The 20,780-nt window shown below is 73.6% G+C and carries 19 protein-coding genes; 6 read left to right on the forward strand and 13 right to left on the reverse strand.

Going from position 1 to position 20,780, the window contains the following annotated elements:
- Positions 1-37: 37 nt before the first annotated feature.
- Complete coding sequence (locus tag R6Y94_RS39460) at positions 38-232, reverse strand: CsbD family protein (RefSeq protein ID WP_318401968.1); 195 nt, start codon at positions 230-232, stop codon at positions 38-40.
- A 172-nt stretch (positions 233-404) separates the two neighbouring features.
- Between R6Y94_RS39460 and R6Y94_RS39465 the strand changes: the two genes are divergently transcribed.
- Positions 405-2,111 carry an SMI1/KNR4 family protein gene (locus R6Y94_RS39465; protein ID WP_318401970.1) on the forward strand — a complete coding sequence of 569 codons (1,707 nt, stop codon included), beginning with the start codon at positions 405-407 and terminating at the stop codon, positions 2,109-2,111.
- 26 nt (positions 2,112-2,137) lie between these two features.
- Here R6Y94_RS39465 and R6Y94_RS39470 read toward each other — a convergent pair whose 3' ends face one another.
- The 7 genes from R6Y94_RS39470 to R6Y94_RS39500 all read right to left on the reverse strand — a co-directional run bounded on the left by R6Y94_RS39470 (position 2,138) and on the right by R6Y94_RS39500 (position 11,855).
- Positions 2,138-2,914 carry an ABC transporter permease gene (locus R6Y94_RS39470; RefSeq protein ID WP_318401972.1) on the reverse strand — a complete coding sequence of 259 codons (777 nt, stop codon included), beginning with the start codon at positions 2,912-2,914 and terminating at the stop codon, positions 2,138-2,140.
- A gap of 219 nt (positions 2,915-3,133) precedes the next feature.
- The gene (locus R6Y94_RS39475; protein WP_318401974.1) at positions 3,134-3,868 is read right to left on the reverse strand and encodes a cellulose binding domain-containing protein; all 735 of its coding nucleotides are present in this window, start codon (positions 3,866-3,868) and stop codon (positions 3,134-3,136) included.
- A 71-nt stretch (positions 3,869-3,939) separates the two neighbouring features.
- Complete coding sequence (locus tag R6Y94_RS39480) at positions 3,940-4,323, reverse strand: DUF742 domain-containing protein (RefSeq protein WP_318401975.1); 384 nt, start codon at positions 4,321-4,323, stop codon at positions 3,940-3,942.
- 6 nt (positions 4,324-4,329) lie between these two features.
- A complete protein-coding gene (locus R6Y94_RS39485; protein WP_318401977.1) occupies positions 4,330-4,737 on the reverse strand; it encodes a roadblock/LC7 domain-containing protein in 408 nt (135 codons plus the stop codon).
- Positions 4,721-6,928: a nitrate- and nitrite sensing domain-containing protein gene (locus R6Y94_RS39490; protein ID WP_318401978.1), complete on the reverse strand. Its 2,208-nt coding sequence runs from the start codon at positions 6,926-6,928 to the stop codon at positions 4,721-4,723. Before R6Y94_RS39490 ends, R6Y94_RS39485 begins: the two co-directional genes overlap by 17 nt.
- Positions 6,929-7,818: 890 nt before the next feature.
- On the reverse strand, positions 7,819-10,446 hold the full coding sequence (locus tag R6Y94_RS39495; RefSeq protein ID WP_318401980.1) for a helix-turn-helix transcriptional regulator: 2,628 nt from the start codon (positions 10,444-10,446) through the stop codon (positions 7,819-7,821).
- On the reverse strand, positions 10,443-11,855 hold the full coding sequence (locus tag R6Y94_RS39500; protein ID WP_318401982.1) for an Hsp70 family protein: 1,413 nt from the start codon (positions 11,853-11,855) through the stop codon (positions 10,443-10,445). The genes R6Y94_RS39495 and R6Y94_RS39500 overlap by 4 nt, the downstream gene beginning before the upstream one ends.
- A 436-nt stretch (positions 11,856-12,291) precedes the next feature.
- Between R6Y94_RS39500 and R6Y94_RS39505 the strand changes: the two genes are divergently transcribed.
- The 3 genes from R6Y94_RS39505 to R6Y94_RS39515 all read left to right on the forward strand — a co-directional run bounded on the left by R6Y94_RS39505 (position 12,292) and on the right by R6Y94_RS39515 (position 16,948).
- Positions 12,292-13,203, forward strand: a complete 912-nt coding sequence (locus R6Y94_RS39505; protein ID WP_318401983.1) for an IniB N-terminal domain-containing protein — start codon at positions 12,292-12,294, stop codon at positions 13,201-13,203.
- A gap of 104 nt (positions 13,204-13,307) precedes the next feature.
- On the forward strand, positions 13,308-15,386 hold the full coding sequence (locus tag R6Y94_RS39510) for a GTPase (RefSeq protein ID WP_318402101.1): 2,079 nt from the start codon (positions 13,308-13,310) through the stop codon (positions 15,384-15,386).
- On the forward strand, positions 15,383-16,948 hold the full coding sequence (locus tag R6Y94_RS39515; RefSeq protein WP_318401985.1) for a hypothetical protein: 1,566 nt from the start codon (positions 15,383-15,385) through the stop codon (positions 16,946-16,948). The genes R6Y94_RS39510 and R6Y94_RS39515 overlap by 4 nt, the downstream gene beginning before the upstream one ends.
- A gap of 99 nt (positions 16,949-17,047) precedes the next feature.
- On the opposite strand, the gene R6Y94_RS39520 is transcribed toward R6Y94_RS39515, so the two are convergent.
- Genes R6Y94_RS39520 through R6Y94_RS39530 form a run of 3 tightly spaced genes read right to left on the reverse strand, consistent with a single transcriptional unit; the run spans position 17,048 to position 18,241 of the window.
- Positions 17,048-17,242 carry a DUF397 domain-containing protein gene (locus R6Y94_RS39520; RefSeq protein WP_318401987.1) on the reverse strand — a complete coding sequence of 65 codons (195 nt, stop codon included), beginning with the start codon at positions 17,240-17,242 and terminating at the stop codon, positions 17,048-17,050.
- A gap of 19 nt (positions 17,243-17,261) precedes the next feature.
- Entirely contained in the window at positions 17,262-17,453 is a 192-nt protein-coding gene (locus tag R6Y94_RS39525; RefSeq protein WP_318401988.1) for a DUF397 domain-containing protein, read from the reverse strand.
- Entirely contained in the window at positions 17,450-18,241 is a 792-nt protein-coding gene (locus R6Y94_RS39530) for a helix-turn-helix transcriptional regulator (RefSeq protein ID WP_318401990.1), read from the reverse strand. The genes R6Y94_RS39525 and R6Y94_RS39530 overlap by 4 nt, the downstream gene beginning before the upstream one ends.
- A gap of 363 nt (positions 18,242-18,604) precedes the next feature.
- Here R6Y94_RS39530 and R6Y94_RS39535 point away from each other — a divergent pair, with 363 nt between their 5' ends.
- Both R6Y94_RS39535 and R6Y94_RS39540 read left to right on the forward strand, forming a co-directional pair.
- Complete coding sequence (locus tag R6Y94_RS39535) at positions 18,605-18,838, forward strand: hypothetical protein (RefSeq protein WP_318401991.1); 234 nt, start codon at positions 18,605-18,607, stop codon at positions 18,836-18,838.
- Positions 18,839-18,841: 3 nt separating this feature from the next.
- On the forward strand, positions 18,842-19,126 hold the full coding sequence (locus R6Y94_RS39540; RefSeq protein WP_318401993.1) for a flavin reductase: 285 nt from the start codon (positions 18,842-18,844) through the stop codon (positions 19,124-19,126).
- A gap of 114 nt (positions 19,127-19,240) precedes the next feature.
- On the opposite strand, the gene R6Y94_RS39545 is transcribed toward R6Y94_RS39540, so the two are convergent.
- A complete protein-coding gene (locus R6Y94_RS39545) occupies positions 19,241-20,248 on the reverse strand; it encodes a hypothetical protein (RefSeq protein ID WP_318401994.1) in 1,008 nt (335 codons plus the stop codon).
- 69 nt (positions 20,249-20,317) lie between these two features.
- Positions 20,318-20,749, reverse strand: coding sequence for a type VII secretion target (locus tag R6Y94_RS39550; RefSeq protein ID WP_318401996.1), 432 nt, complete (start codon positions 20,747-20,749; stop codon positions 20,318-20,320).
- Positions 20,750-20,780 lie beyond the last annotated feature (31 nt).

Raw genomic sequence — 20,780 nt, forward strand, 5'->3', positions numbered from 1 at the left:
GGGTCGAGGCATCCACCACCCGGGTCCGGGCTGGAACTCAGGGCCGGAACGCGTCCCGGGTGTCCCGCGCGGCGTCGCCCACGTGGTCACCGGCCTGCTTGACGTTCGCCTCGGTCTGCTCGGTGGCGCCCTCGGCGCGAAGCCGCTCGTTGCCGGTCGCCTCGCCGGCCTTCTCCTTGGCCGCTCCGGCCACTTCCTCGATCTTGTGCCGGATCTTGTCTCCCATGCCCATCGTGTCCTCCAGTTTCTCGCCGAGGTGCTCTCCGCACCTCGCCGACTCCTAAGTGCCCGCCGGTGTCCCGAGCGAAACGGGCGCGGGTGCCCTGGCGGCACTGCCGGCTGGCCCGAGCGGTCCCCGCGTACCGGGCGGTTCGGTAGGCTGCGGGCGACCTGGGGAGGCGTCGATGTCCTGGCCGGACGGTGGACCGTGGGTGGTCGCCACGACCTCGTCGACCACGAGTTGGGCCGTGGCCACCGCAGCCCTCTGCGCGGTGTCGACGGCCCGGGCGGCCGTGCTCCGGATCGTCGACGACGGTTCCGACGTACCGCCCGCACCGCTGCGGGACAACCTTGCCAGCTACCTCGAAATACGCGCCGGTGCCGTCGACCCGGTACGCGTGGACGACCTGGTCGGGCTCGTCGGGGCGCTGTCGCGTACCCATGGGCTGGTCCTGGTGACCGGGGCGCCCGGTCTCGTCGTACCGCTGGGTCGCGCTGGCTGGACCCTCGCGGACCTGGCCCGGGCGCTCGGCGCTCCGGTGGTGCTCGTCGCCGACCTGGGGCCCGACGCGGCCAACCACACCACGCTGGCCCTCGACGTCCTCGCCGGACGAGATCTCACCGGTGCGGTCGTCGCGGTCGGCGACGGTGACGAACTCGCCGGCCTGCCGGTCGGGCTGGCCGGCCGGATTCCGGCGGACGCGGCCGACCGGGCGGAGGCGCTCCGGGCGGAGGCGCTCCGGGCGGCGGCCCCGGGCTGGCTCGATCCGCTGCTGCACGCCGGCCGCCGCCCGACCCCGGCGCCGTCCGGGGGCGCACCACCAGCCACGCCGCCCACCGACCCTGCCGAGCGGTCGGCCGCTGGTGCCACGTCGGCTGCTGGGGCGGCGCCGTCGGCCGGCGGGTCGGGGCAGCCGCCGTCGGCCGGCGGGTCGGCGGAACGTTCGGCTGTCGGGGCGGAGCCGTCGGACAGCGGGACGGCGGCCGGTGCGGGGCCGGGGTCCGGTGCGGGGCCGGGGAGGCCGAGCCGCATCGTGGCGGAGCCGATGGGGCACCGCGCGGCCCGGACGCCCGTCCGGCGGACGGTCAGCGGCAAGCGGGTGCTGGTCGTCCTGCTGGTGGTCTTCCTCGCCTCGGTGCTGCTGCTCTGCGGCCTGACCCTCGTCGCACCGACCGATCCGGTGGTGACCCAACGGATCACCACGATCCAGGAGATGCCGAACGAGGCAGGGCCGACCGCCCGGCTGCCGATGCCGGTCCGGACCTCGACCCCGGCCCGGCCTCCGTCCCTCGCCGCCTGCGCCCGGCCCGCCGGAAAGGTGGTCGGCACCGTGCCGGACGCGGCGACCACGGCCCGGGTCGACGCCGCCTGGCTGCGCATCGAGCGCTGGCTGGCCCGGCACGCCCCGCGCAGCCGGGCCGGACTGCGCCCGCCGGCCGCACCGGCCCGGATCGCCGCGCTCCAGGCCCGGATGTCGGTGGCGTTCCCCGCCGACCTGGTCGCCTCGCTGCGCCGGCACGACGGGGCGGACAACTTCGATCTCCCACCCTTCTACCGGCCGCTGCGGCTCGACCAGATTGCCGCCGACTGGGCGGTGAACTGCAAGGTCCGGGTCGACGTGTCGATGGACGACCATTGGTGGCACCCGTCCTTCGTACCGTTCGCGTCGGCCGGTGACGGCGGAAGCCTGCTGGTCGACCAGCGGCCCGGTGGGCACGGCCGGGTCGGCGAGTTCTATCCCGAGGACGGCACCGGCTTCGACGGCTGGCCAGCCTCGGTCACCGAACTGCTGGTCGGAGTGGCGAAGTCGCTGGAGACCGGCGAGCCGTACTCCGGGCGGTACCGTCCGACCGTCGACGCCGAGGGCCGGCTCGACTGGACGATCGGATAGCGGCCTGACGGCGGGATGCCGTCGGGTCAGTGACGGGTCGGGGCGGAGCCGGCCGGTTGCGGGGCGGTGGTCAACCGGTGCCGGGCGACCAGTTCGACGGCTCCGGCGATGGCGATCGCCTCAACGGCGAGCAATGCGACGAGGATGAGCAACTGGGTCGCGCCGGCCTGCACCGGGCTCGCACCGCCGAGCAGTACGCCGACGAAAGCGCCGGGCAGCGTGACGAGTCCGACCGTACGGGTCTGGTCGAGGGCCGGCACCAGGGCCTGACCGGCCGAGGTCCGGCACACCTCCATCGCGGCGTCCCGGTCGGAGAAACCGAGGGCGAGCCCCGCCTCGTACTCGCCGTGCCGGGTGCGCAACTCGTCCAGGGCGCGCCGGCCGGCCAGGCTGGTCGCGGTCATCGCACCGCCGATCAGGATCCCGGCCGTGGGCAGTACGGCCAGCGGTGTCGGCGGTACGGCGCCGGTGCTGACGAGCAGGGTCAGCGCCGGGGCGACGCCGAGGCCGATGGGGAACAGGGTGACCCAGCCGGTACGTCCACCGGTCACCCGGCGGGCGGAGGTGCCGGCCGCGACCACGTACATCACGACGACGAAGAGCAGCGTGGACCACCAGGAGCGGAGGACCAGGACGATGATTGCGGAGACCGCCGCGAGCTGGATCGCGGCCCGGCCGGAGGCCGTCAGTACCGCCCGGCCCGGGCCGAGCCCTGCCCAGCCGACGACCCCGGCGCCGAGCAGTGCCAGCGCCGCCAGGACGACGAAGAAGGCCGGCCCGAGGTTGATCGAGGTCTGATCCATGACCCGGATTGTGGCCACCACGACGGCGGGCCGCATCCGGGCGGGGGCAGCCGGCCCGATGATCGCCGCCGGCCGAGGTTGCGGCTGCCGTCCCGCCACGACCGCTGGGTGGCGGCTATGCATGCTGGCGGGTGGCTGTGCGGGTTGCCGGCTGGCTGTGCGGGTCGCCGGGGGCGGCTGCGCGTGTTGCCGGGGGTGGCTAGGCCTGCTGGCGTGCGGCTACGCCTCGCAGGGGCGGTTGTTGATCGTGCATGCCGTCGGCTCCCCGTCGATCAGCGCGCCGTCGACCCGGAAGCGCACCTGCACCGAGCCGCGTGCCGGCACCCGACTGGTCGCCTGATCCGGGACGAAGGTCCAGGTGGCGCCCTCGCGGCTGGCCTGGGCGCCGTCCACTGCGGCGACGGACTGGGTCGTCCGGGGCAGCGTGATGACGAGCCGCCAGCCGCTGGCCGGAGCCGGACCGGGGTTGGTGATGGTCACCGAGGCGGTGTAGTTGAGCAGCGTGACGTCCTCGGTCGCGTACCGGGCGGCCAGGGTCGGCGGGGGAGCCGGTGACGGGGACGCGGAGCGTTCCGGCCTGCTCCGGGTCCCGTCCCGGGGCGGCGTCGGCGACGGGGGCAGCGGTGAGGAGGCGGGTGGAGTCGCGCTGCCACTGGCACCGTCCGTCCCGCCCCCGGCGTCCACCTCGATCTCGGCGGAGGGCGGCGGCGCCACACCCAGCGGCGCGAACTGGTCCGGCGTCCGGAGCAGGGTGACGACGAGGAACCCGGTGCCGATGACCATGGCCAGCGCCGCCACGACGATCACGCCCGCCACCACCCGGTCGCTCCGGCGAGCCGGCAGCAGCCCGACCACCCGGCGGACCAGGGCACGTATCGCCGCCACCCCGGCGAGCAGCACGTCGAGGATGGCGACCGGCAGGGTACGCGCCGGACGTTGTCGAACTTTGCGCACGTGACTTCCCTTTCGCTGCACGGATGGCGACGCCCCCGCCGCCCCCGCCCGTCAGACCCGGGCCGAGCGGATCAGAGCGCCCGCAACCCGGCGAGCACAGCCTCCAGCAGATCCTCCGAGGGCGCGTCCAGCACCGGTGGCTCGTGGGTGTCGATCAGTCCCGCGTCCAGCAGATCACCGAGTAGCACCCGTACGGTGCCGACCGGCAGGTCCAGCGCGGCCGCAATCTCCGCCACCGAGAGCGGCCGGCGACAACTGGCGAGGATCTCGGACTGTTCCGGCGTCAGGTCGGCGCGCTGCGGCACCGGCCAGCGGGCCACTACCAGAGAGATCAGATCGAACTGTCCCCGAATCGGCTGGGTCCTGCCCCGCGTCATCGCGTAGGGGCGGACCACCGGCCCGGCGTCCTGGTCGTACCAGGCGTCGTCGTGCCGACCTCCTGCACCGGTGCGCACCGCGCGTCACCCTCCGGTCAGGTCATCGGCCGGTACCGGGAAGGTGGGCAGGTGCGAGTCCGCCCGGCCGGCCGCCAGCGCCACCTCGTACGCCATCTCGTCGACGTCGGCGTCCCCGGCGAACCGGACGGCGAGGATCGCGCCACCCCGGGTCGCGGCCACGAACAGGAAGGCCCGATGCATCTGCACGATGACCTGCCGTACTCCACCGGGGCCGGAATATCGGGCGGCGGCCTGGGCCAGCGCCTGCAACCCGGCGACCACACTGGAGAGCTGGTCGGCGAGTTCGCCGCCGACCCCCCGGGAGACCCCGAGCAGCAGCCCGTCGGGGGAGAGCGCCACGGCGTGCTCGGCCGCCGAGACCCGGTCCACGAATTCGTCGAGTATCCGGACCAGGTTATCCGTCGTGACCACTGCGTGAGTCACCTGTCGTCCTCTCGCTGCTCTCGGTTTGGTCGTCGGTGGGTGCCGGGAGCGCTACCGGCAGCTCCATCGTCGCCGACCAGTCAGTTTCGGCATGCCGGACGGGCACGCCGTTCGGAGCGGAGCCGGCGGTCCGGCTGGGGGTGCCGACCGGGGCGTCCGGATCCGGACGGCGGATCCGGACCGGCAGAGCCGGGGCGGCCCCAGGTCGGAGCGCACCAGTCGGCTGTCCGACGGCGGTGTCGGTCGGCCGCCCCGATGCGGTGGTGGTGCCCGGGGCAGGCGTCGGTTCGGGCTCGGATGTCTCGACCAGCAGCGTAGCCGGCACCAGCACGATCGCGGCCGTCCCGCCCCGAGGCCCGGCCGTCAATTCGACGGTGACGCCGTGCCGGCGGGCGAGCCGGCCGATCACGTACATCCCGACCGCGCCGTTGAGCGGCCCGGTGTTGGGCGTGTCCCGGATCAACTCGTTGACGGCATCCAGTTCGGCGGGGCCCCGGCCGACGCCGTCGTCACTGACGATGATCGCCCGACCGCCGTCGCGTACCTCGCCGGCGATCCGGACCGTGGTGGTCGGGGCCGAGCCGGAGAGCGCGGCCTCGATGATCTCGGCCAGCAGGTGGATCAGGTCGGGTAGGGCCCGCCCGGCGACCGCCCCCGACCAGTTGGGGGCCACCAGTACCCGTGGATAGTCGGACACCTCGGCCACCGCACCCCGTACGACGTCGACCAGCGGCACTGGCCGCCGCCAGCGCCGGCCCGGCGTACCTCCGGAGAGGCTGATGAGCTGTTCCACGTTGCGCCGGATCCGGGTGGCGAGGTGGTCGAGCCGGAACAGTTCGGCCAGTTCCTCGGTGTCGGTCTCCCGCCGCTCCATCGCGTCGAGCAGGCCGATCTGCCGGTGCAGCAGGCTCTGGTTCTCCCGGGTCAACCAGGCGTTGACCTCGCGGGCCCGCTGGTGCGCGGCGAGTCGGGCCGAGATCTGCGCGGCGCGTTCGGCCACCCGCTCGGTCTCCGCCTGCCGCCGTCCGGTCTGCGCCACGAGCTGCTCCCGCTGGCTGGCGAGCCGCTTGCGTTGGACGGCCAGCTCGGCGGCCCGGCCGGTCAGCTCGGCGGCCCGGTTCCGCTGGGTGGCCAGCTCCGCCGCGAGGTCGTCCCGGGCACTGCTCAGCGTGGTGTTCTCGCTGTCCAGCTCGTCCAGCCGGGCGGCGATCCGCCGGGTGCCGCGCACGGTCAGTACGGCGGCTGCCACCAGCACCACCAGGCCGAGGCCACCGACCAGGCCGGCCCGGACGATCACCCCGGCCGCGCCCTGGGTGGCCCGGTCGACGCTGTCCCGTACTCCGATCGCGACCAGGGTCCGCAGCTCGGACAGGGCCGGTTCGGTCGCCGCCTGCCAGCGGGCGGGCGGGACTGGTGGGCTTCCGCCGTCCCAGTCGGCATCCAGCAGTTCCGTCTCGGCGGCGTGCAGGGTCGCGAAGACCGGACCGGTGACCAGCCGCTCGTAGTCGGCCCGCTCCGCCCCGGGCAGTCCGGCCCCCGCCTCGGCCCGGGCGAACCGGGCCACCGCGACGAGGTCCGCGAGCCGGGTGTGCTCCGCCCCGGTCAACCGGGGTGCGGCGAGCGCCCCGGCCACCAGGGCGTCCTCCCGGGAGAGCAGCTCGGCGGCGCGGGACAGCGCGAGGAGCGTACGGGTCTCCTCGATCAGGTCACTCTGCCGGCTGGCCCACTGCGAGCCGTACACGGCGAAGCCGGCGTCGATGATGTTTCCGTACGACGCGGCGGCGCTGGCCCGGTCGACCCGGCCGCCGTCGACGTCGTCGCGGAGCGGCCGGAGGTCGTCCAGCCGCCGCACCAGTTCCGCCGCCCGCTCCCGCACCGCGCCGACGGTGGCCAGCCGGAGATCCGTCCGGTCGGTGAACCGCCGCAGCGCCCCGACCGCCGCGTCGGTGCGGGTGCGCTGTTCGAGCAGAGCGGCCCGGTGCCGGCCCGGTGCGGCCAGTGCGACCACGCTGAGCCGGCGTTCCGCCTGAAGGCCGAGGATCAGCGCGTCGGTCGGCTGGCCGAGCTGGGTGCCGAGGGTCCGGACCGCGAGTAGGTCCATCGCGTCCCGGGCGGTCAGGAAGGTGGCGTAGCCCCAGAGCACGGTCAGCACGACCAGCAGGGCGGCGCCCTTGGCCACGATCCGGGTGGGTGCCGACCCGACCGGCGACCCCGGCGACCCGGTCTCGCCGCCCTCGACCGGCCCGGACGCGGTCTCGCTCCGTACCTGCGCGGCTTCGTCCCTTACCTGTCCGGCTTCGTTCCTATCCGGCCGGGAGCCGCTGCGTACCGGCCCGGACGCGGTCTCGCTCCGCGCTGGCCCGGGGTTCCCGCGCCCCGGACCGGGGTCGGTCCGCCCGGGCGGACCGCCGGGCCCGGAGCCGGGCCTACCTCCGGGTACCTGCCGCTTCGCCGGCCCGGCCGGACCGGCCGGCTGTTCCCCCGGCCTGGCCCGGTTGCCAGGCTCCGCGGAGTTCCGCGCCCGACCGCCCGGCTGTTCGGGGTGTCGTGCCTGGTTGCCGGGCTGTTCGGGGTGCCGTGGCCGGCCGCCGGACTGACCTGCCGGCCGTGGCCGGCCGCCGGGCTGTTCCGTGGACCGGGCCCGATCGGCCGGCTGTTCCCCCCGCCGCGTCCGGTCGGCAGGTTGCTCGGTGGGGCGTACCGGGGTGCGGGGCCGTGCCGCCGGCTGTCCGGCGGGGCGTTCGGGGTTGCCGGGCCGTGCCGCCGGCTGTTCGGTGGGGCGCGCCCCGTTGCCGGGTTGCTCCGCTGGCCCTGGCCGGTTCGGCCGTTGGTCGGCTGGTCGGGCTCGCTCGGGCCGTTGGTCGGCCGCTCGGGTCGGGTCGGGCCGTTGGTCGGCTGGTCGGGCTCGCTCGGGCCGTTGGTCGGCCGCTCGGGCCGGGTCGGGCCGCTGCTCCGCCGGGTCCGAGCGGTCGATCGGGCCGTCCACCGCCGCGGCGTCCGCCGGGGTACGGATCGGACCCCCTCGCCGGAGTCCGGAGCCGAATGCCGCCATCCGGCGCGCCGCCCCCTTCACCGTGCCGCCCGCTGGGGCCACGGGGAGCCGGCCGGCCGGCCGCCGGAGCGCTCCTCGACGATGGTCCGCAGTCGGGCCAGCAGCTCGCCGCGATTGGCACAGTTCAGCCGCTGCCGCATCCGGGCCACGTGATGTTCGACGGTCTTCGCCGAGATGAACAACCGGTCGCCGATCTGCTTGTACGTCAGGCCGCCCAGCACAAGCTCGGCGACCTCCCGCTCCCGTTCACTGAGCCGGTTCTCGGCCGGTACGGCGATGGCGTCCGCCACCTGGGTGGCTGCACCACCCGCCGGTCGGGTACCGCTCTTGGCCCCGGCCGGCCGGCCCTGGAGCATCCGGGCACAGTCCAGCAGGGTGGTCATCGCCTTGCGGTCAGAGGTGCGGATCGCGGCCTGACCGGCGAGCCGGGCACCGTCCCAGCAGAGTCCGATGCCGTGCAGGCCCCGGGCGGCGGCCTCCACCCGCACCGGGTCGACGGCGCCGCGCAGCACCTCGACCCAGCTCTGCCCGGCGGCGGCCACCACGGAGGCGTACCGGGTGTGCCCGGTGGTGGCGGCCAGCGCGGCGACGTGCTCGTCCGCCACCGCCGGCCGGTCGGCAAGGATCGCGGCGTGCAGGCAGCTCCAGTGCAGCGGTGTTGTCCACAGTGGTGGGTCGCCCAGCCGGGCCAGCAGGCTCCGGGCCTCACCCAGATATGGGGCGAGCCGGTCCAGTTCGCCGAGCCGGGCGGCGGCGATGGCGAACTCGCCGAGCGGGAGCAGGGTGAACAGGTCCACCGGGTGGCGTACGACGGCCTCCCGGGCACGTTCCCAGCCGCGTTGCAGGGCCGGCAGGTCGCTGTTGCGGCGGGCGGTGCCGAGTTCCAGCGCGGCGGCGAAGATCAGGTCGCGGGACTCCAGCGGTACCGGGCCGGCGGTGACCGCCGCCGAGAGCGCGGCGGCCTCGGTGGCCCGCCCCCGGACCATCAGCAGCCAGGCCTGGAGCAGCCGGTGTCGACGGGCGGTCAGGGCCGCGCCGAGCCCGGCGGCGGCGGCCCGGTCCAACGCCCGCTCGCCGATGTCCAGCTCACCGGAGTGCAGGGCCACCAGCGCGGCCAGCGCAGCCGGGGTCTCGGGCAGCAGCACCGACCGGCCGGCCGGTTCGAGCAGCGCGGACGCCTGCACCAGGGTGGAGAGCGCCGCGGTCGGCGGTCCGGAGAGCGTCTCCTTCAGCCCTCGGGCCATCAGCAGCGCCGCGCTGGCGAGCAGCGTCGGCGGGCCGTCCGTGGGTGGATCGGCGAGGACCTTGTCGAGCTGGTCGACCCGGCCGGCACCGGCCGCGCCGAGCGCCGCGAACGCCAGCGACGACGGGGTGCCCGACCAGCGGTACAGCTCGACCGCACGATCCGGGTGGCCCCGGTGCACCAGCGCGGTCGCGGCGACCGCCGCCCCGTCGGCCCGGTCCGGCGAGTCCGGCGTGGCGATCAGCCGGTCGGCCAGCCGCAGCGCGGAGTCGAGGTCGGCGGAGAGTGCCGCCGCCATCGCCCGGCGGGCCGCCACCGGCCGTCCGGCCGCCGCGGCGACCGCGAAGAGCCGGGCGGCCAGCGCCGGGTCGTCGCCCAGCGCCTCGTCACCGGCGGCCTCCGCGACGCCGGCCGGGCAACTGCCGCCGAAGCCGCCGTCGAGCATCGACCGGACCAGCGGAAGTACCCGGCCGCCACGCTGCAGTTGCAGCTCTGCCAGGCGCTGCCAGACCGCGGCCCGCTGGCTCGCCGGGCTCAGCGCGGCGATGGCGCGCCGGACGATCGGGGCGAGCCGGTCGTCCGGCCCGAGCAGCCCGGCGGCCCGGGCCGCGGCCAGCAACTCGTCGAGTTCGTCCGGGTGCCGGGAGAGCAGCGCGCCGAGCAGGTCGGTGGGGAGCGCCGGGCCGGCCGCCATCGCGAGCAGCAGCCGGCGTACCTCGATGTCCAGGCTCTCCAGCTCGGGAGCGAACTGGAGCAGTACCGACCGGGGGATCTCCAGGGTCGGCGCAGGGCGCTCGGCACCGGCGGGCGGCCGCTCCGCGCGGGCGGCCCGGCGGTCGGCCGGGCGCAGCGCCCGGGCCAGCCATTCGACGAATCGGGGTACGCCAGCGGTCTGCTCCTGCACCAGTCGCGCGATTCCCGGCGGCACCGTCGAGCCGTGCACGGTGCCGAGGTACGTCGCGGTGCGCGCCTCGGTGAACGGGCCGGGCAGCACCGGCGGCCCGCCCCGGTGCAGTACCTCGGCCAGTTCGGCCAGCCCGGTCGGGCGGGGCCAGGGCCGGAAGGCGACCGCCAGCCGGGTCCGACCGGTCTCGGCCAGCCGGCGCAGTTCCGCCAGGGCGGTGGCGTCGAGCAGGTGGGCGTCGTCGACCAGTACGACGGGGTCGGGGTCAGCGGGTTCGGTCAGCTCCCGCCAGGAGTCCAGCACCGGTACGCCGGCCTGCTGGTAGCCGCGGCGCAGCCGGGCCAGTACGGCCGTCTTGCCGTGCCCGCCCGCCGCCTGTACGGCGGTGCAGAGCGGCGCCTGCGGGTCGGCTTCGACCCGGTTCAGGAAGGCGGTGGTCTGCTCGTCCAGCACGAGCGGGGGGTCGGTGTCCGTACGCGGCGTCAAGGCGGTCCTCACCGGCCCCACCCGTCCGGGGCGGCGACGGCCAGCGGGTCCGTCCCGGCGGCCGTGCCGAGCAGCACGCCGAGCGCGATCACCAGCACGGCCAGGCCGATCACCATGCTGTCGCGGCCGGACGCGAGGCGGGACAGCGCCCGCATCGGCAGCTCCAGCGGAGTGATCCGGATCGGGGGCCGGGGCGGCAGTGGGGCCTGGTCCTCGTCGTACCGGCCGGATTCGCGGCCGTCGCCGGAGCGGCCGCGCTGCCGGCGGGCCGGTGGTTCGCCGCGCCGGGCGCCGGGTCGGGGCGGTCGCATCACTGGCGGGCGCGGTGGCGGCCGGTTGCCCCGCTGCCGGTCCAGCAGTTGGCCGCCGGCCACGGCGGCACCGGCCGCGACGGTGAGCTGCGGGTCGGCCTCGACCTCGACGGGTACCGGGAACCGGGCCGCGAGCAGCTCGCGCACCAGCGGGATCCGGGCCGAGCCGCCGGCCAGCAGCACGCCGTCGAGCTGGTGCGGTGCCAGGCCGCAGGACCGGACGGTACGGGTCAGCTCGTCCACGGTCAGTGTGACGGCGGGCCGGATCAGGTCTTCGAACTCGGCCCGGCGTACCGGAACCCGGGTCTGCCGGCCGGGCAGCCGGACCAGTACGTCTGCGGAGTCGGCGACGGTCAGTTCCGCCTTGGCTCGGCGACACTCCCGGCGCAGCCCGAGCAGGGCCTGCCGGACCAGCGGGTCGGTCGGGTCGGCGAGTTCCTTGGCCAGGCTGGCGCGGACGTGTTCGACCAGTGCCTCGTCGAAGTCGGCTCCGGCGGGTGGTTCGGCGTCGGCCAGCCCGCCACGCAGGTCGAAGCCGAGCGGCTGGGCCCGGTCGACGACGGCGGTGGAGTAGGTGTGCCCGCCGAGGGTGTAGACGGCGAGGGTACGGCCGGAGAAGCCGTGCGCGGCGTGGCTGGCGGCGGCGAGTACCGGAGCCGGCAGCAGGGCGACGTCGGCGAGTCCGACGTCCCAGAGCGCCTCGCCGAGCAGGTGCCGCCGGTAGTCGCCCCAGCTCGCCGGATGGCTGAGCACGATCCACTCGGGACGCTCGCGCTCCTGGTCCATCACCCGCTCGACCACCCACATCGCGAGCATGGCGGTGAGCGCCTGCGCCGAGCACGCCTCGTCACCGACCAGCAGCGGTACGTCGTCGCCGATCCGGTTCACGAAGGCACGCGCGATCCAGCCGCTGTCGACCGGCCCGTCGTACTCGTCGGGGTCGGCGACGGTGATCGACCGGTTGCTCGACATCAGCAGGACGGACGGCACGGAACAGCCCGTCGGCCCGAGCCGGACGGGTTCGGGGGGATCCCAGTTGCTACCCCGGAGCCGGGCGACAGCGGCAGCCGTGGTGGTGCTGCCGATATCGATTCCGAGGACGTAGGGCATCCGATCATTCCTTCACCGCGAGTCATCACCCCAGGACGGCGCGTACCATGTCGCGGCCTCACCTGGGGACGGCCCCTGGGCGGCTGGGATCGCCCGGTGGGCCGTTAGGGAGTCATCTTTTCGTACCAGAGATCTATCCGCCATCGGGACCCTAACTCTGCCGGAACGCATCCCCTATGCCCCTAACGCAGATCTAAGGCACGGCCCTAGCGAACGGGCCGCCGAACCCCGGCGCCGTCCCCGATGTCCGGTCGGGTCGATCCGGTCTACCGTCTGCTGCAGACATCCGGCGGCGGCGCAACGCAGCGCGCCGCCGCCGGAGGCTCCACCTGCGCCACCGCAGACGGGCCCGCTCCCACCGGATGCGGATCCGTCGCCGCCACGACACCGCACCGGACCCCGCGCCGGGCGGGGACCGCACCGAGGAGACCGGCACATGGGCTCGCCCCAGACACTGCACGACTTCGTGCTGAACCTGCTGACCAATCCGGACGCCCGCTCGGCCTTCGAGATCGACCCGGAGGGGACGCTGCGCGACGCCGGACTGGCCGACATCAGCGTCGCGGACGTCCAGGACGTGGTGCCGCTGGTGGTGGACTACGCGCCGGTCCAGGGCCTCACCGCGCTGGCGCCGGTCGGCGACGACCTGGGCCTCGGCCAGTTCCAGCTCGACCCGAGCGGCGTCATCGGCCAGTTGCAGAGCGTCGCCACGCAGCTCGGCGTCTCCACGCACTCGCCGGGTTCGGACGTCAACGCGGCGACGCTGGGCGCGATCAGTGTCGCGCCGGGCGCGCTCAACGGCGTGCTGCCGGGGCTCGGTACCGACCAGCTCTCCGACCCGCTGGGTCTGGTCGACCCGCTGGTGCCGACCGGTGTGGACGTCGCCGACACCCTCGACGCCGAGGTGGTCGACCCGGTGCTCACCGACAGCACCGGCGCGGTCGGCACCAACGACGGCCCGGTCGGGAACACCGTGGACGGCGGCCAGATCGGTCTGGTCGACTTCGCCGGTGACACCGTGCAGGGCACGCTGGACGACGTCACCGGGCTGGTCGACTCGCTCGGTGTCCGCGGCGTGTCGGACACGGTCGGCGGGGTGACCGACACCGTCGGCGGGGTGACCGACACGGTGACCGGGGTCGGCGACGCGCTGGACCTCGGACCGCTCAGCTCGACCGGGACGCCGGCACTCGACGACACCACCTCGACGGTGACCGGCCTGACCGACAGCCTCGGCAGCACTCTCAGTGACACCACCTCGGGTGTCATCGGTGGCAGCGGCCATGCCGGAGACGTAGACGCCTCCACCTCCGGCGGCCTCCTGGGAATCGCGGACGACCTTCTCTGAGCGCGGGAAGTCCGTGAGGCCCACCGAAGGCCGGACCGTGGTCCCACGGTCCGGCCTTCGGTCCTCTTGATAATTCCGGCGCAACCGGCACACTTGGTGCGGTGATGGCGCCCATCTGGCTTGACGTACTCGACGAGATCGTGCGGGTCTCCGGCGCGCACGGTCGGGGCGACCTGATCTCGTGGCTTCGGCTCCGGCGGGCCCAACTGCTGGACCCGAGGCTGCGGGTGCTGATCGTGGGCGAACCCAAACAGGGCAAGAGTCAACTCGTCAACGCGCTGCTCAACGCCTCGGTCTGCCCCGTGGGAGACGGGGTCAGCACCACCATCCCGACCGTGGTCGGGCACGCCGAGACGCCGACCGCCGCCCTGGTCTGGAGCCCGCCGCAGGCACCGGACCAGCCGGCGCGGCGGCCGGCGGACGGTCAGGATCCGGAGCGGCCGACGGCCCGGCGACGCGCCCCGCAGGGGCCACCGGAGCGGACCGGCCCGGCGGGTCCGGCCAACGCTCCGGTGTCCGGTGCGCGTCCCGGCACGGCAGTACCCGGCCCGGCACAGCGGCTCGCCCTGCCGATCGAGCAGATCGTGGCCCGGATCAGCGGTCGCAGCGGCGGGATCGGGGACCTACCGGCCGGCTCGGCCGCCGCCGGAGCGGCCGGCGGTGGGCGTACGGTCACCGGTGGCGGGACCGTGGGGCGCCGGCCGGGTGGTGGGCTGGAGCACGCCGAGATCGGCATCCCTCGGGCATTGCTCGCCTCGGGACTCGTCCTCGTCGACACGCCCGGAGCGGACGGCACCGACCCTGGGCGGGCGATCAGTCCGGCCGCCACGCCGAGCCAGGCCGACCTGGTGCTGCTGGTCTCGGACGTGACCCGGGAACTCTCGGTCGCCGAGCTGAACCTGCTGCTGCACATCGCCCGGTCGCATGCCAACCTGGCCGTGGTGCAGAGCAAGATCGACATGGTGCCGCACTGGCGTACCGTGGTCGAGCGCAACCGGCAGCACCTGGCCGACGCGGGCGTACCGGCGGCGCTGATCCCGGTCTCCGCGACACTGCGGTTGCAGGCCGCCCGGAGCAACGACAAGCAGCTCAACGCCGAGTCGCACTTCCCCGAGCTGATCAACAGGATCAAGCGCGACCAGGCCGGCAAGGCCGACGCGCTGGCCCGGGCGGCGGTGGCGCTGAGCGCCCGGACCGTCATCGAGCAGCTCGCGGCGCCGATCCGCGCCGAACTGGTGGTGTCGAAGGAGGCTGCCGTCGAGCAGTCCGGCCCGATCTCGAAACTGCACGCGGCCCAGCGCGAGGTGGACGAGCTGCGCCGCTGCTCGGTGCGCTGGCAGAACACCCTGAACGACGAGATGGCCGACCTGATCTCCGACGTGGAATACGACCTGCGCGACCGTACCCGGCAGATCCTGCGCAAGGTGGACGAGGCGTTCGACAAGGCCGACCCGCTGACCGGCTGGGACACCTTCCAGGAGTGGCTGACCGAAAACCTCACCGACGCGGCCGAGGCCAACTACGCGTGGCTGGCCGAGCGCTGCGGCTGGATCGCCAACCGGGTCGCCAGCCAGTTCGACCGGTACGGCTTCGACGCGTTGCCGAGCTGGTCGGTACGGGTACCGGAGAACCTCAGCGACCGGATCCAGATCATGGAGCAGCCCACCGTGGAGAAGTTCACCCGGACGCAGAAGCTGGTCACCGGGCTGCGCGGCTCGTACGGCGGCGTGCTGATGTTCGGCCTGGCCACCACGCTGGCCGGGATGCCGCTGATCAACCCGATCTCGCTCGGCGCCGGTGCGCTGTTCGGCGGCAAGAGCGTCCGTGACGAGGGAAAGTCGCTGCTGAAACGCCGGCAGGCGGCGGTCAAGACGGCAACCCAGCGGCATGTCGACGACTTCTTCCTCCGGCTGAGCAAGGACTGCAAGGACACCGCCCGGCAGGTGCAGCGGATGCTCCGGGACCACTTCACCGGGCTGACCGAGGAATTGCAGGAGGGCATCGTACGGTCGTTCCGGAGCGCCAAGCAGGCGGCCGAGGCCGATGCGGCCGAACGCGACCAGCGGCAGCGCCGGCTCGCGCTGGAGATGAAGCGACTGGCCGACCTCTACGAGAAGGCCCAGGCGCTGACCGGCGCGCAGTCCCTCGGCACCGGGCGCACCGGATTGGAGCCCGGGCCGTGAGCGCGAGCCGGGTCGGCCGGCTGGACGAGGCTGCCTGGGGGTTGGTGCACGAGGCGCTGGAGGTCTACGGCAACGACCCCCGGGCGGTGGAGCAGTTGCACCGGCAGTTCGCCCGGTTCGAGGAGCCGCTGCGGATCGCCGTGGCCGGCCCGTGGCGTTCCGGCAAGTCGACGCTGGTCAACGCCGTGATGGGCGAGGCGGTCGCCCCGGTCGAGGTGGCCGACGGCCGCCAGGTCTTCACCTGGTACGAGGACGGGCCGGAGCCCCGGGTCACCGCGTACCCGACCGGGGGTGCGCCCCGGGACCTCGCGGTGACCCGTACCGCAAGCGGGATGCGGGTGGATCTTGGTGGCGGGCGCTGGGACCAGGTCGACGACATCGTGGTGCAGTGGCCGACCCGGGCGCTGCGGCACGCCGTACTGATCGACACCCCGGCGGTCAGCCACCGGGCCGACGGCACCCGGACGGCCGGCGAGGAGACCCCGGCCGGCAACGGGCGGCTGGCGCTCGGGGCGGGGCCGACCGCCGGTGGGGACGCCGAACTGGTCGACGGGCCCGGTGGCGGCGCGGCGACCGTGCAGCGGATCGTCCGCGAGGCGGACGCCGTGCTCTATCTGAGCCGGGACGGCAGCGGGGACGACCTGCGGCCGTTCCAGACGGCGCAGCCGGGCTCGGTGGCCCGGGCCGCGCCGGTGAACGTACTCCTGGTGCTGTCCAGGGTGGACGAACTCGCCGGCGGTCGGGTCGACGCGCTGCTCACGGCCCGGCAGCTCGCCCGCCGGCACCGTCGCGACCCCCGGGTCAGCGCGCACTGCCTGAGCGTGGTCGCGCTCGGCGGGCTCGTCGCGCTCGCCGGCCGGATGCTGAGCGAGTCGGAGTACGCCGCGCTCGCCGCGCTGGCCGGGCTGCCCCGGGCGGAAACCGATCGGCTGCTGCTCTCCACCGACCGGTTCCTCGCCGCCGACCTCCCGATCCCGCTCGACGTGGAAACCCGGCGCCGGCTCCTCGACCGGCTCGGCATCTTCGGGGTACGCCTGTCGGCCACGCTGGTCCGGACCGGCTCCGACAGCCGGGCCCGGCTCGCCGCCGAGCTGGTCCGGCGCAGTGGCCTGACCGAGCTGCGCGAGTCGATGACCCGGTATTTCGTGGACCGCGCCCCGGTGCTCAAGTCCCGGGCGGTACTGATGGCCCTGGAGTCGCTGCTCCGGGCCGAGCCCCGGCCGGGCGCGACGGAGCTGCTGGCCCGGCTGGAGCAGGTGCTGGCCGGCGCGCACGAGTTCCGCGAGCTGCGGCTCTCGGCCGCGCTGCTCGGCGGTCAGCTCCGGTTCGACCCCGAGTTGTCGGCCGAGGCGAACCGGCTGATCGGCGGGGACGGTGCGAGTTTGGCGGCCCGGCTCGGCGTCGAGCACGACGCCACCGCGGACGAGCTGTGGGCGCGCGGCTCGGCGGCGGTACGCCGCTGGCAGGACCTGGCCGAGGATCCGCTGCGCGGCGTCGACCAGCGCCGCGCCGCCCGGATCGTGGTACGAAGCTGCGAAGGCATGCTCGCCGAGATCTCCTGACCCGTACGCGTACCGTCTCATCTGGACGTGCAAGCGGCGACGCCCCACCGCCCGGTTTCGTCCGGGGGCAGGGCGCTCGTCGTGTCCCTGTCGGCAGTGCTAGGGACGACGGTGGGTGACCTCGCCGACGAAGGCGCGCCAGGCGGTCGGGGCGAAGGCGAGCACGGGGCCGCTCGCGTCTTTGCTGTCTCGCACGGCGACGATGCCGGGGAGGTTGCGGGCGACCTCGACGCAGTCTCCGCCGTTGGTGCTGCTGCGTGTGCTCTTGCGCCATTCGGCGCCGGTCAGGTTCATAGCTGCTCCATTCGTGGCGCTACGAACGCCGGGTGACCTCGCCGACGAAGGCGCGCCAGGCGGTTGGCGCGAAGGCGAGCACGGGGCCGGTCACGTCCTTGCTGTCTCGCACGGCGACGATGCCGGGGAGGTTGCGGGCGACCTCGACGCAGTTCCCGCCGTTGGGGCTGCTACGGGTGCTCTTGCGCCATTCGGCGCCGGTCAGGTTCATAGCTGTTCCATCACCCTCGTGATCAACTCGGTTGACTGCGGGACTGCCAGCGCACCGCCCCGGATGGCGTCCCACGCTCGACGCAACTGCAACACGTCGGCTGGTTGCTCGAGAACCTTCCCGTGCAACTGGCTGTCGATGTAGCCCACGTCTACGTTGCTCGCCAGGGTCGCCAATACGAACGGCCCGCTGAGCCCAAGGTACGCCCCGACGTTGTCGGGTACTACCTGTATCTGCACCAGGGGAGTGGTGCCCAGCTTGAGCAGGCGCGCCAACTGTTCCCGCATCGCCTCGCGCCCGCCGATGACCCGGCGGATGACGGATTCGTCCACGATCGCGATGACCTGCGGCGGATCGTCGCGGGTGAGGATGGACTGCCGGTCCAGCCGTTCCGTTACTTTCTGCTGTAGCTGCTCGGCGGTGAGTAGTCCAGCGCCGAGCACTGCGCGGGCGTAAGCCTCGGTCTGGAAAAGGCCCGGCAGCACGGCGTTCTCGAACGATCGCAGGGCGACCGCCTCGCGCTCGTGGTCGATCCATTCGCGCAGCCAGGTTGGCACGCCGAGGGTGATCACGAGGCGTTCGTACACGCCGCCCGTCTTCAGCGCACGGTCGGCGCCGACGATGAAGTCCATCGTCAGTGCGCGAGTCCGGTTCTCGACGGCACTCACGTGGGTGGCGGAAAAGTTCGCCGCCCGCCCGAACGCCTCCTGTGTCATCTTGGCCGCCTGCCTTCCTCGGCGGATCTCGACAACGATGAAGGCGGCCAGTGGTTCCGGTACTTCGATCATCAGGATTCCCCAGAAGATAGATCAATTACTCACGGCTCTTCAACGCCATTCAGGCGCCCCGGAAATCTGCCAGCGTCATCCATAGACGCGCGACGTGTTCCCAGCGTAGGGCCTGTACGTCCAAGGTGGAACAAGGCAATTCCGCTCCGTTTCCGCCCACTTGGCAGGGACGGAAATGCCGACGGGTGCGGCGCCCGGAACGAGCAGACCGAGACGCCGCCTCGGCCAATTCCACCGATGGGAGACAGCATGAGACTCGGTCGCGGGACGAAGCCGTATCATCACCGGAACTGGCGCCGGTTTTGGCGGTACTGCCGTTGTGGCCTCCGCTGGCGGTGCCCGGACTCCGTCGACCTGGTGCCGATGCCGTACGCACCGATGGTGCCGCCGTTGACCAGCGCGGCGTACCGGGCCGTTCTGCGCGCCAGAACCCCGGTGCCATCGGGCCGGGACGCACTGCCCTCGCCGGTCCGGTTCCGGGCGAACAACCGCCGTCCCACCTGGGATGCGCCGACCCGCCCCTACCTGGGAAACGGCCGTGCGGGGGCACTGACCCCGGCACAGGCTGCGCGTGCCCGGCACGGGGAGCGGGTGTGACCGGTGATCGGGCCGCAGGAGCGTTGGTACCGCGCCATGCGGCGGAGGCAACGCCAGTACCCGCCCGGCCGGCACCTCCCGGCGCAGGCGTACCACTGCCGGACCTGCTCCGACCCCTGGCCCTGCCCACCGGCACGGCTGTCCCTGCTGATCGGCTTCCGGGGTGACCGGGTGGGACTGATGATGTACCTCGCCGCGCACCTTGCCCGGGCCCTGGAAGCGCTACCCGACACGCATCCGGCGCTGATTACCGGCCAGATTCTCTACTGGGTTCCCCGCCGCCGCTGACCGCCTCGTCACCCGACCGGCCCGCTCCGGTTCGCCGTCTTTCCCTTCGGTGAACCGGAGCGGGCCCCGGCATGGCGCGGCGCCTGCCGGTGGCGCTTACCTACCTCGTCTCGGTCAGTCGTGCGGGCGCAGCGAGCCGTCGGTGATCTCGCCGGGCCGGGCGGAGCTGATCGCGGGCTCCGGCACGGTGAGTGGACCCGTCCCGGTGCGGGCGTCCCCGATGGCGTCGAGGAGGTTCTTCAGCGCCTGCTCGACCTTCCGCTCCTCCTCGATCATGTCGCCGTCCATCTTGGACATGGCCTCGGAGACCTTGACGGCGACTTCCTGCGCCGTCGGGGCGCTCAGCTCGTTGGTCTTCGGCGGATCGGGGACCAGGCCCTGGGAGATGGTGCTGCCCATGATCAGCACAGCGCCGGCGACCGCGATGCCGCCCGTACCGATCGTCAGGGCGGTACCGGCCGCGATCCCGACCAGGGTTCCCCAGGTGAAGCTCTTCGGGTCCTTGCCGTTGTTCAGGGTCTGCACCGCCTGGATCGACTTGTCGAGCAGTTCGAGCACGCCCTTGCGGTACCGGATGTAGAGGATCTTGTTGCATTCGAGCTGCTCGCGTACGACCTTCGCGACGGCGGCCTGGTTGACCGACGCGGTCTGCAACGGGGTGAGGAAGTTGTCGATGAAGTTGACCTGGAGGTCGCCCTGCCACTGGCTCATGTCGGTGCGGACGTCGTTGATCCGGGACAGCGCCGGGCTGGCACCGCTGAAGTTGCCTGCGTCGTCCTGGCTGCCCTCGAACGAACTCTCGATCGTACGCAGCGCGGTGATCATCCCGTTCGTGGCGTCCGGGTCGGGCTCCAGGTACTTCTCGAAGGCCGGCTCGACCCACTCGTAGTACTCGTTGCGGACGGTGTTCCGGTATCCCTCGATCTCCTCGGGCGGGATCGGCGAGTGCGGAGACTCGGGGTGCGTTTGCGCCCATTCGAGGTCCACGGCCTTACGCCAGGACTCGATGTCGTCGAGCGTCTGCCGGATCAGTTCCTGCTTCAGTTGGGCGGCCTTCTCCCGGACCGTGCCCTTGTACGTCCCGCCGGCCAGGTCGGCCGGCGTGTCAACTTGGCTGCTCACTGCTGACGCTCCTTCAACTGCCCCCGTGCGGGCCGTCGGCTTCCAGGTCGAGGTCTGCGGTTGTCCGGGTCAGCCCTGGTAGGGCTCGCCGGGGTGGTCGTCGGCGCCCTCGGCGGGCGGGTTCGACGCCGGGTTGTTCGGGTCGTGGTTCGCCGGGTCGGCCAGGTACTGCGACAGGGCGTCGGCGCTGGCCATGTCGGCGTCGACGTACGCCTGCCGGGCCATCCGGAGCGCCTCGGCCGCGTTCAGGACCGTTCCGCCGGTCTGGGTGTACATCCGTTGCATCTCGTCCCGGAGGGCCCCCCAGGCGGCTGCTCCGGCGCTGGACATGATGGTGCCGCCCGGCCCGGTCGGGGTGTTGGCCCGGAACCCGCCACCGTCGTCGCCGGTCGCGCCGCCGAGGGCGCGGCTGGCGTCGTAGTAGACGTCCGCGATCCGGGGAAGGTGCACGTCGGACACTCGCCAGAGGTGGTACAGGTCCCCACCGACGATCTCTGCCATCAAGGCTCCTTCGGCTGCTGCTGTGCTATTT

This window comes from Plantactinospora sp. KLBMP9567 (assembly GCF_033446045.1).
In the GTDB taxonomy this organism is placed as follows: domain Bacteria; phylum Actinomycetota; class Actinomycetes; order Mycobacteriales; family Micromonosporaceae; genus Plantactinospora.

Coding starts and splice junctions, on each gene's coding strand:
- R6Y94_RS39460 (WP_318401968.1), bottom strand. CDS start 232: ATGGGCATGGGAGACAAGATCCGGCACAAGATCGAGGAAGTGGCCGGA.
- R6Y94_RS39465 (WP_318401970.1), top strand. CDS start 405: ATGTCCTGGCCGGACGGTGGACCGTGGGTGGTCGCCACGACCTCGTCG.
- R6Y94_RS39470 (WP_318401972.1), bottom strand. CDS start 2,914: ATGGATCAGACCTCGATCAACCTCGGGCCGGCCTTCTTCGTCGTCCTG.
- R6Y94_RS39500 (WP_318401982.1), bottom strand. CDS start 11,855: ATGCCCTACGTCCTCGGAATCGATATCGGCAGCACCACCACGGCTGCC.
- R6Y94_RS39505 (WP_318401983.1), top strand. CDS start 12,292: ATGGGCTCGCCCCAGACACTGCACGACTTCGTGCTGAACCTGCTGACC.
- R6Y94_RS39510 (WP_318402101.1), top strand. CDS start 13,308: ATGGCGCCCATCTGGCTTGACGTACTCGACGAGATCGTGCGGGTCTCC.
- R6Y94_RS39520 (WP_318401987.1), bottom strand. CDS start 17,242: ATGAACCTGACCGGCGCCGAATGGCGCAAGAGCACACGCAGCAGCACC.
- R6Y94_RS39525 (WP_318401988.1), bottom strand. CDS start 17,453: ATGAACCTGACCGGCGCCGAATGGCGCAAGAGCACCCGTAGCAGCCCC.
- R6Y94_RS39530 (WP_318401990.1), bottom strand. CDS start 18,241: ATGATCGAAGTACCGGAACCACTGGCCGCCTTCATCGTTGTCGAGATC.
- R6Y94_RS39535 (WP_318401991.1), top strand. CDS start 18,605: ATGCCGTACGCACCGATGGTGCCGCCGTTGACCAGCGCGGCGTACCGG.
- R6Y94_RS39550 (WP_318401996.1), bottom strand. CDS start 20,749: ATGGCAGAGATCGTCGGTGGGGACCTGTACCACCTCTGGCGAGTGTCC.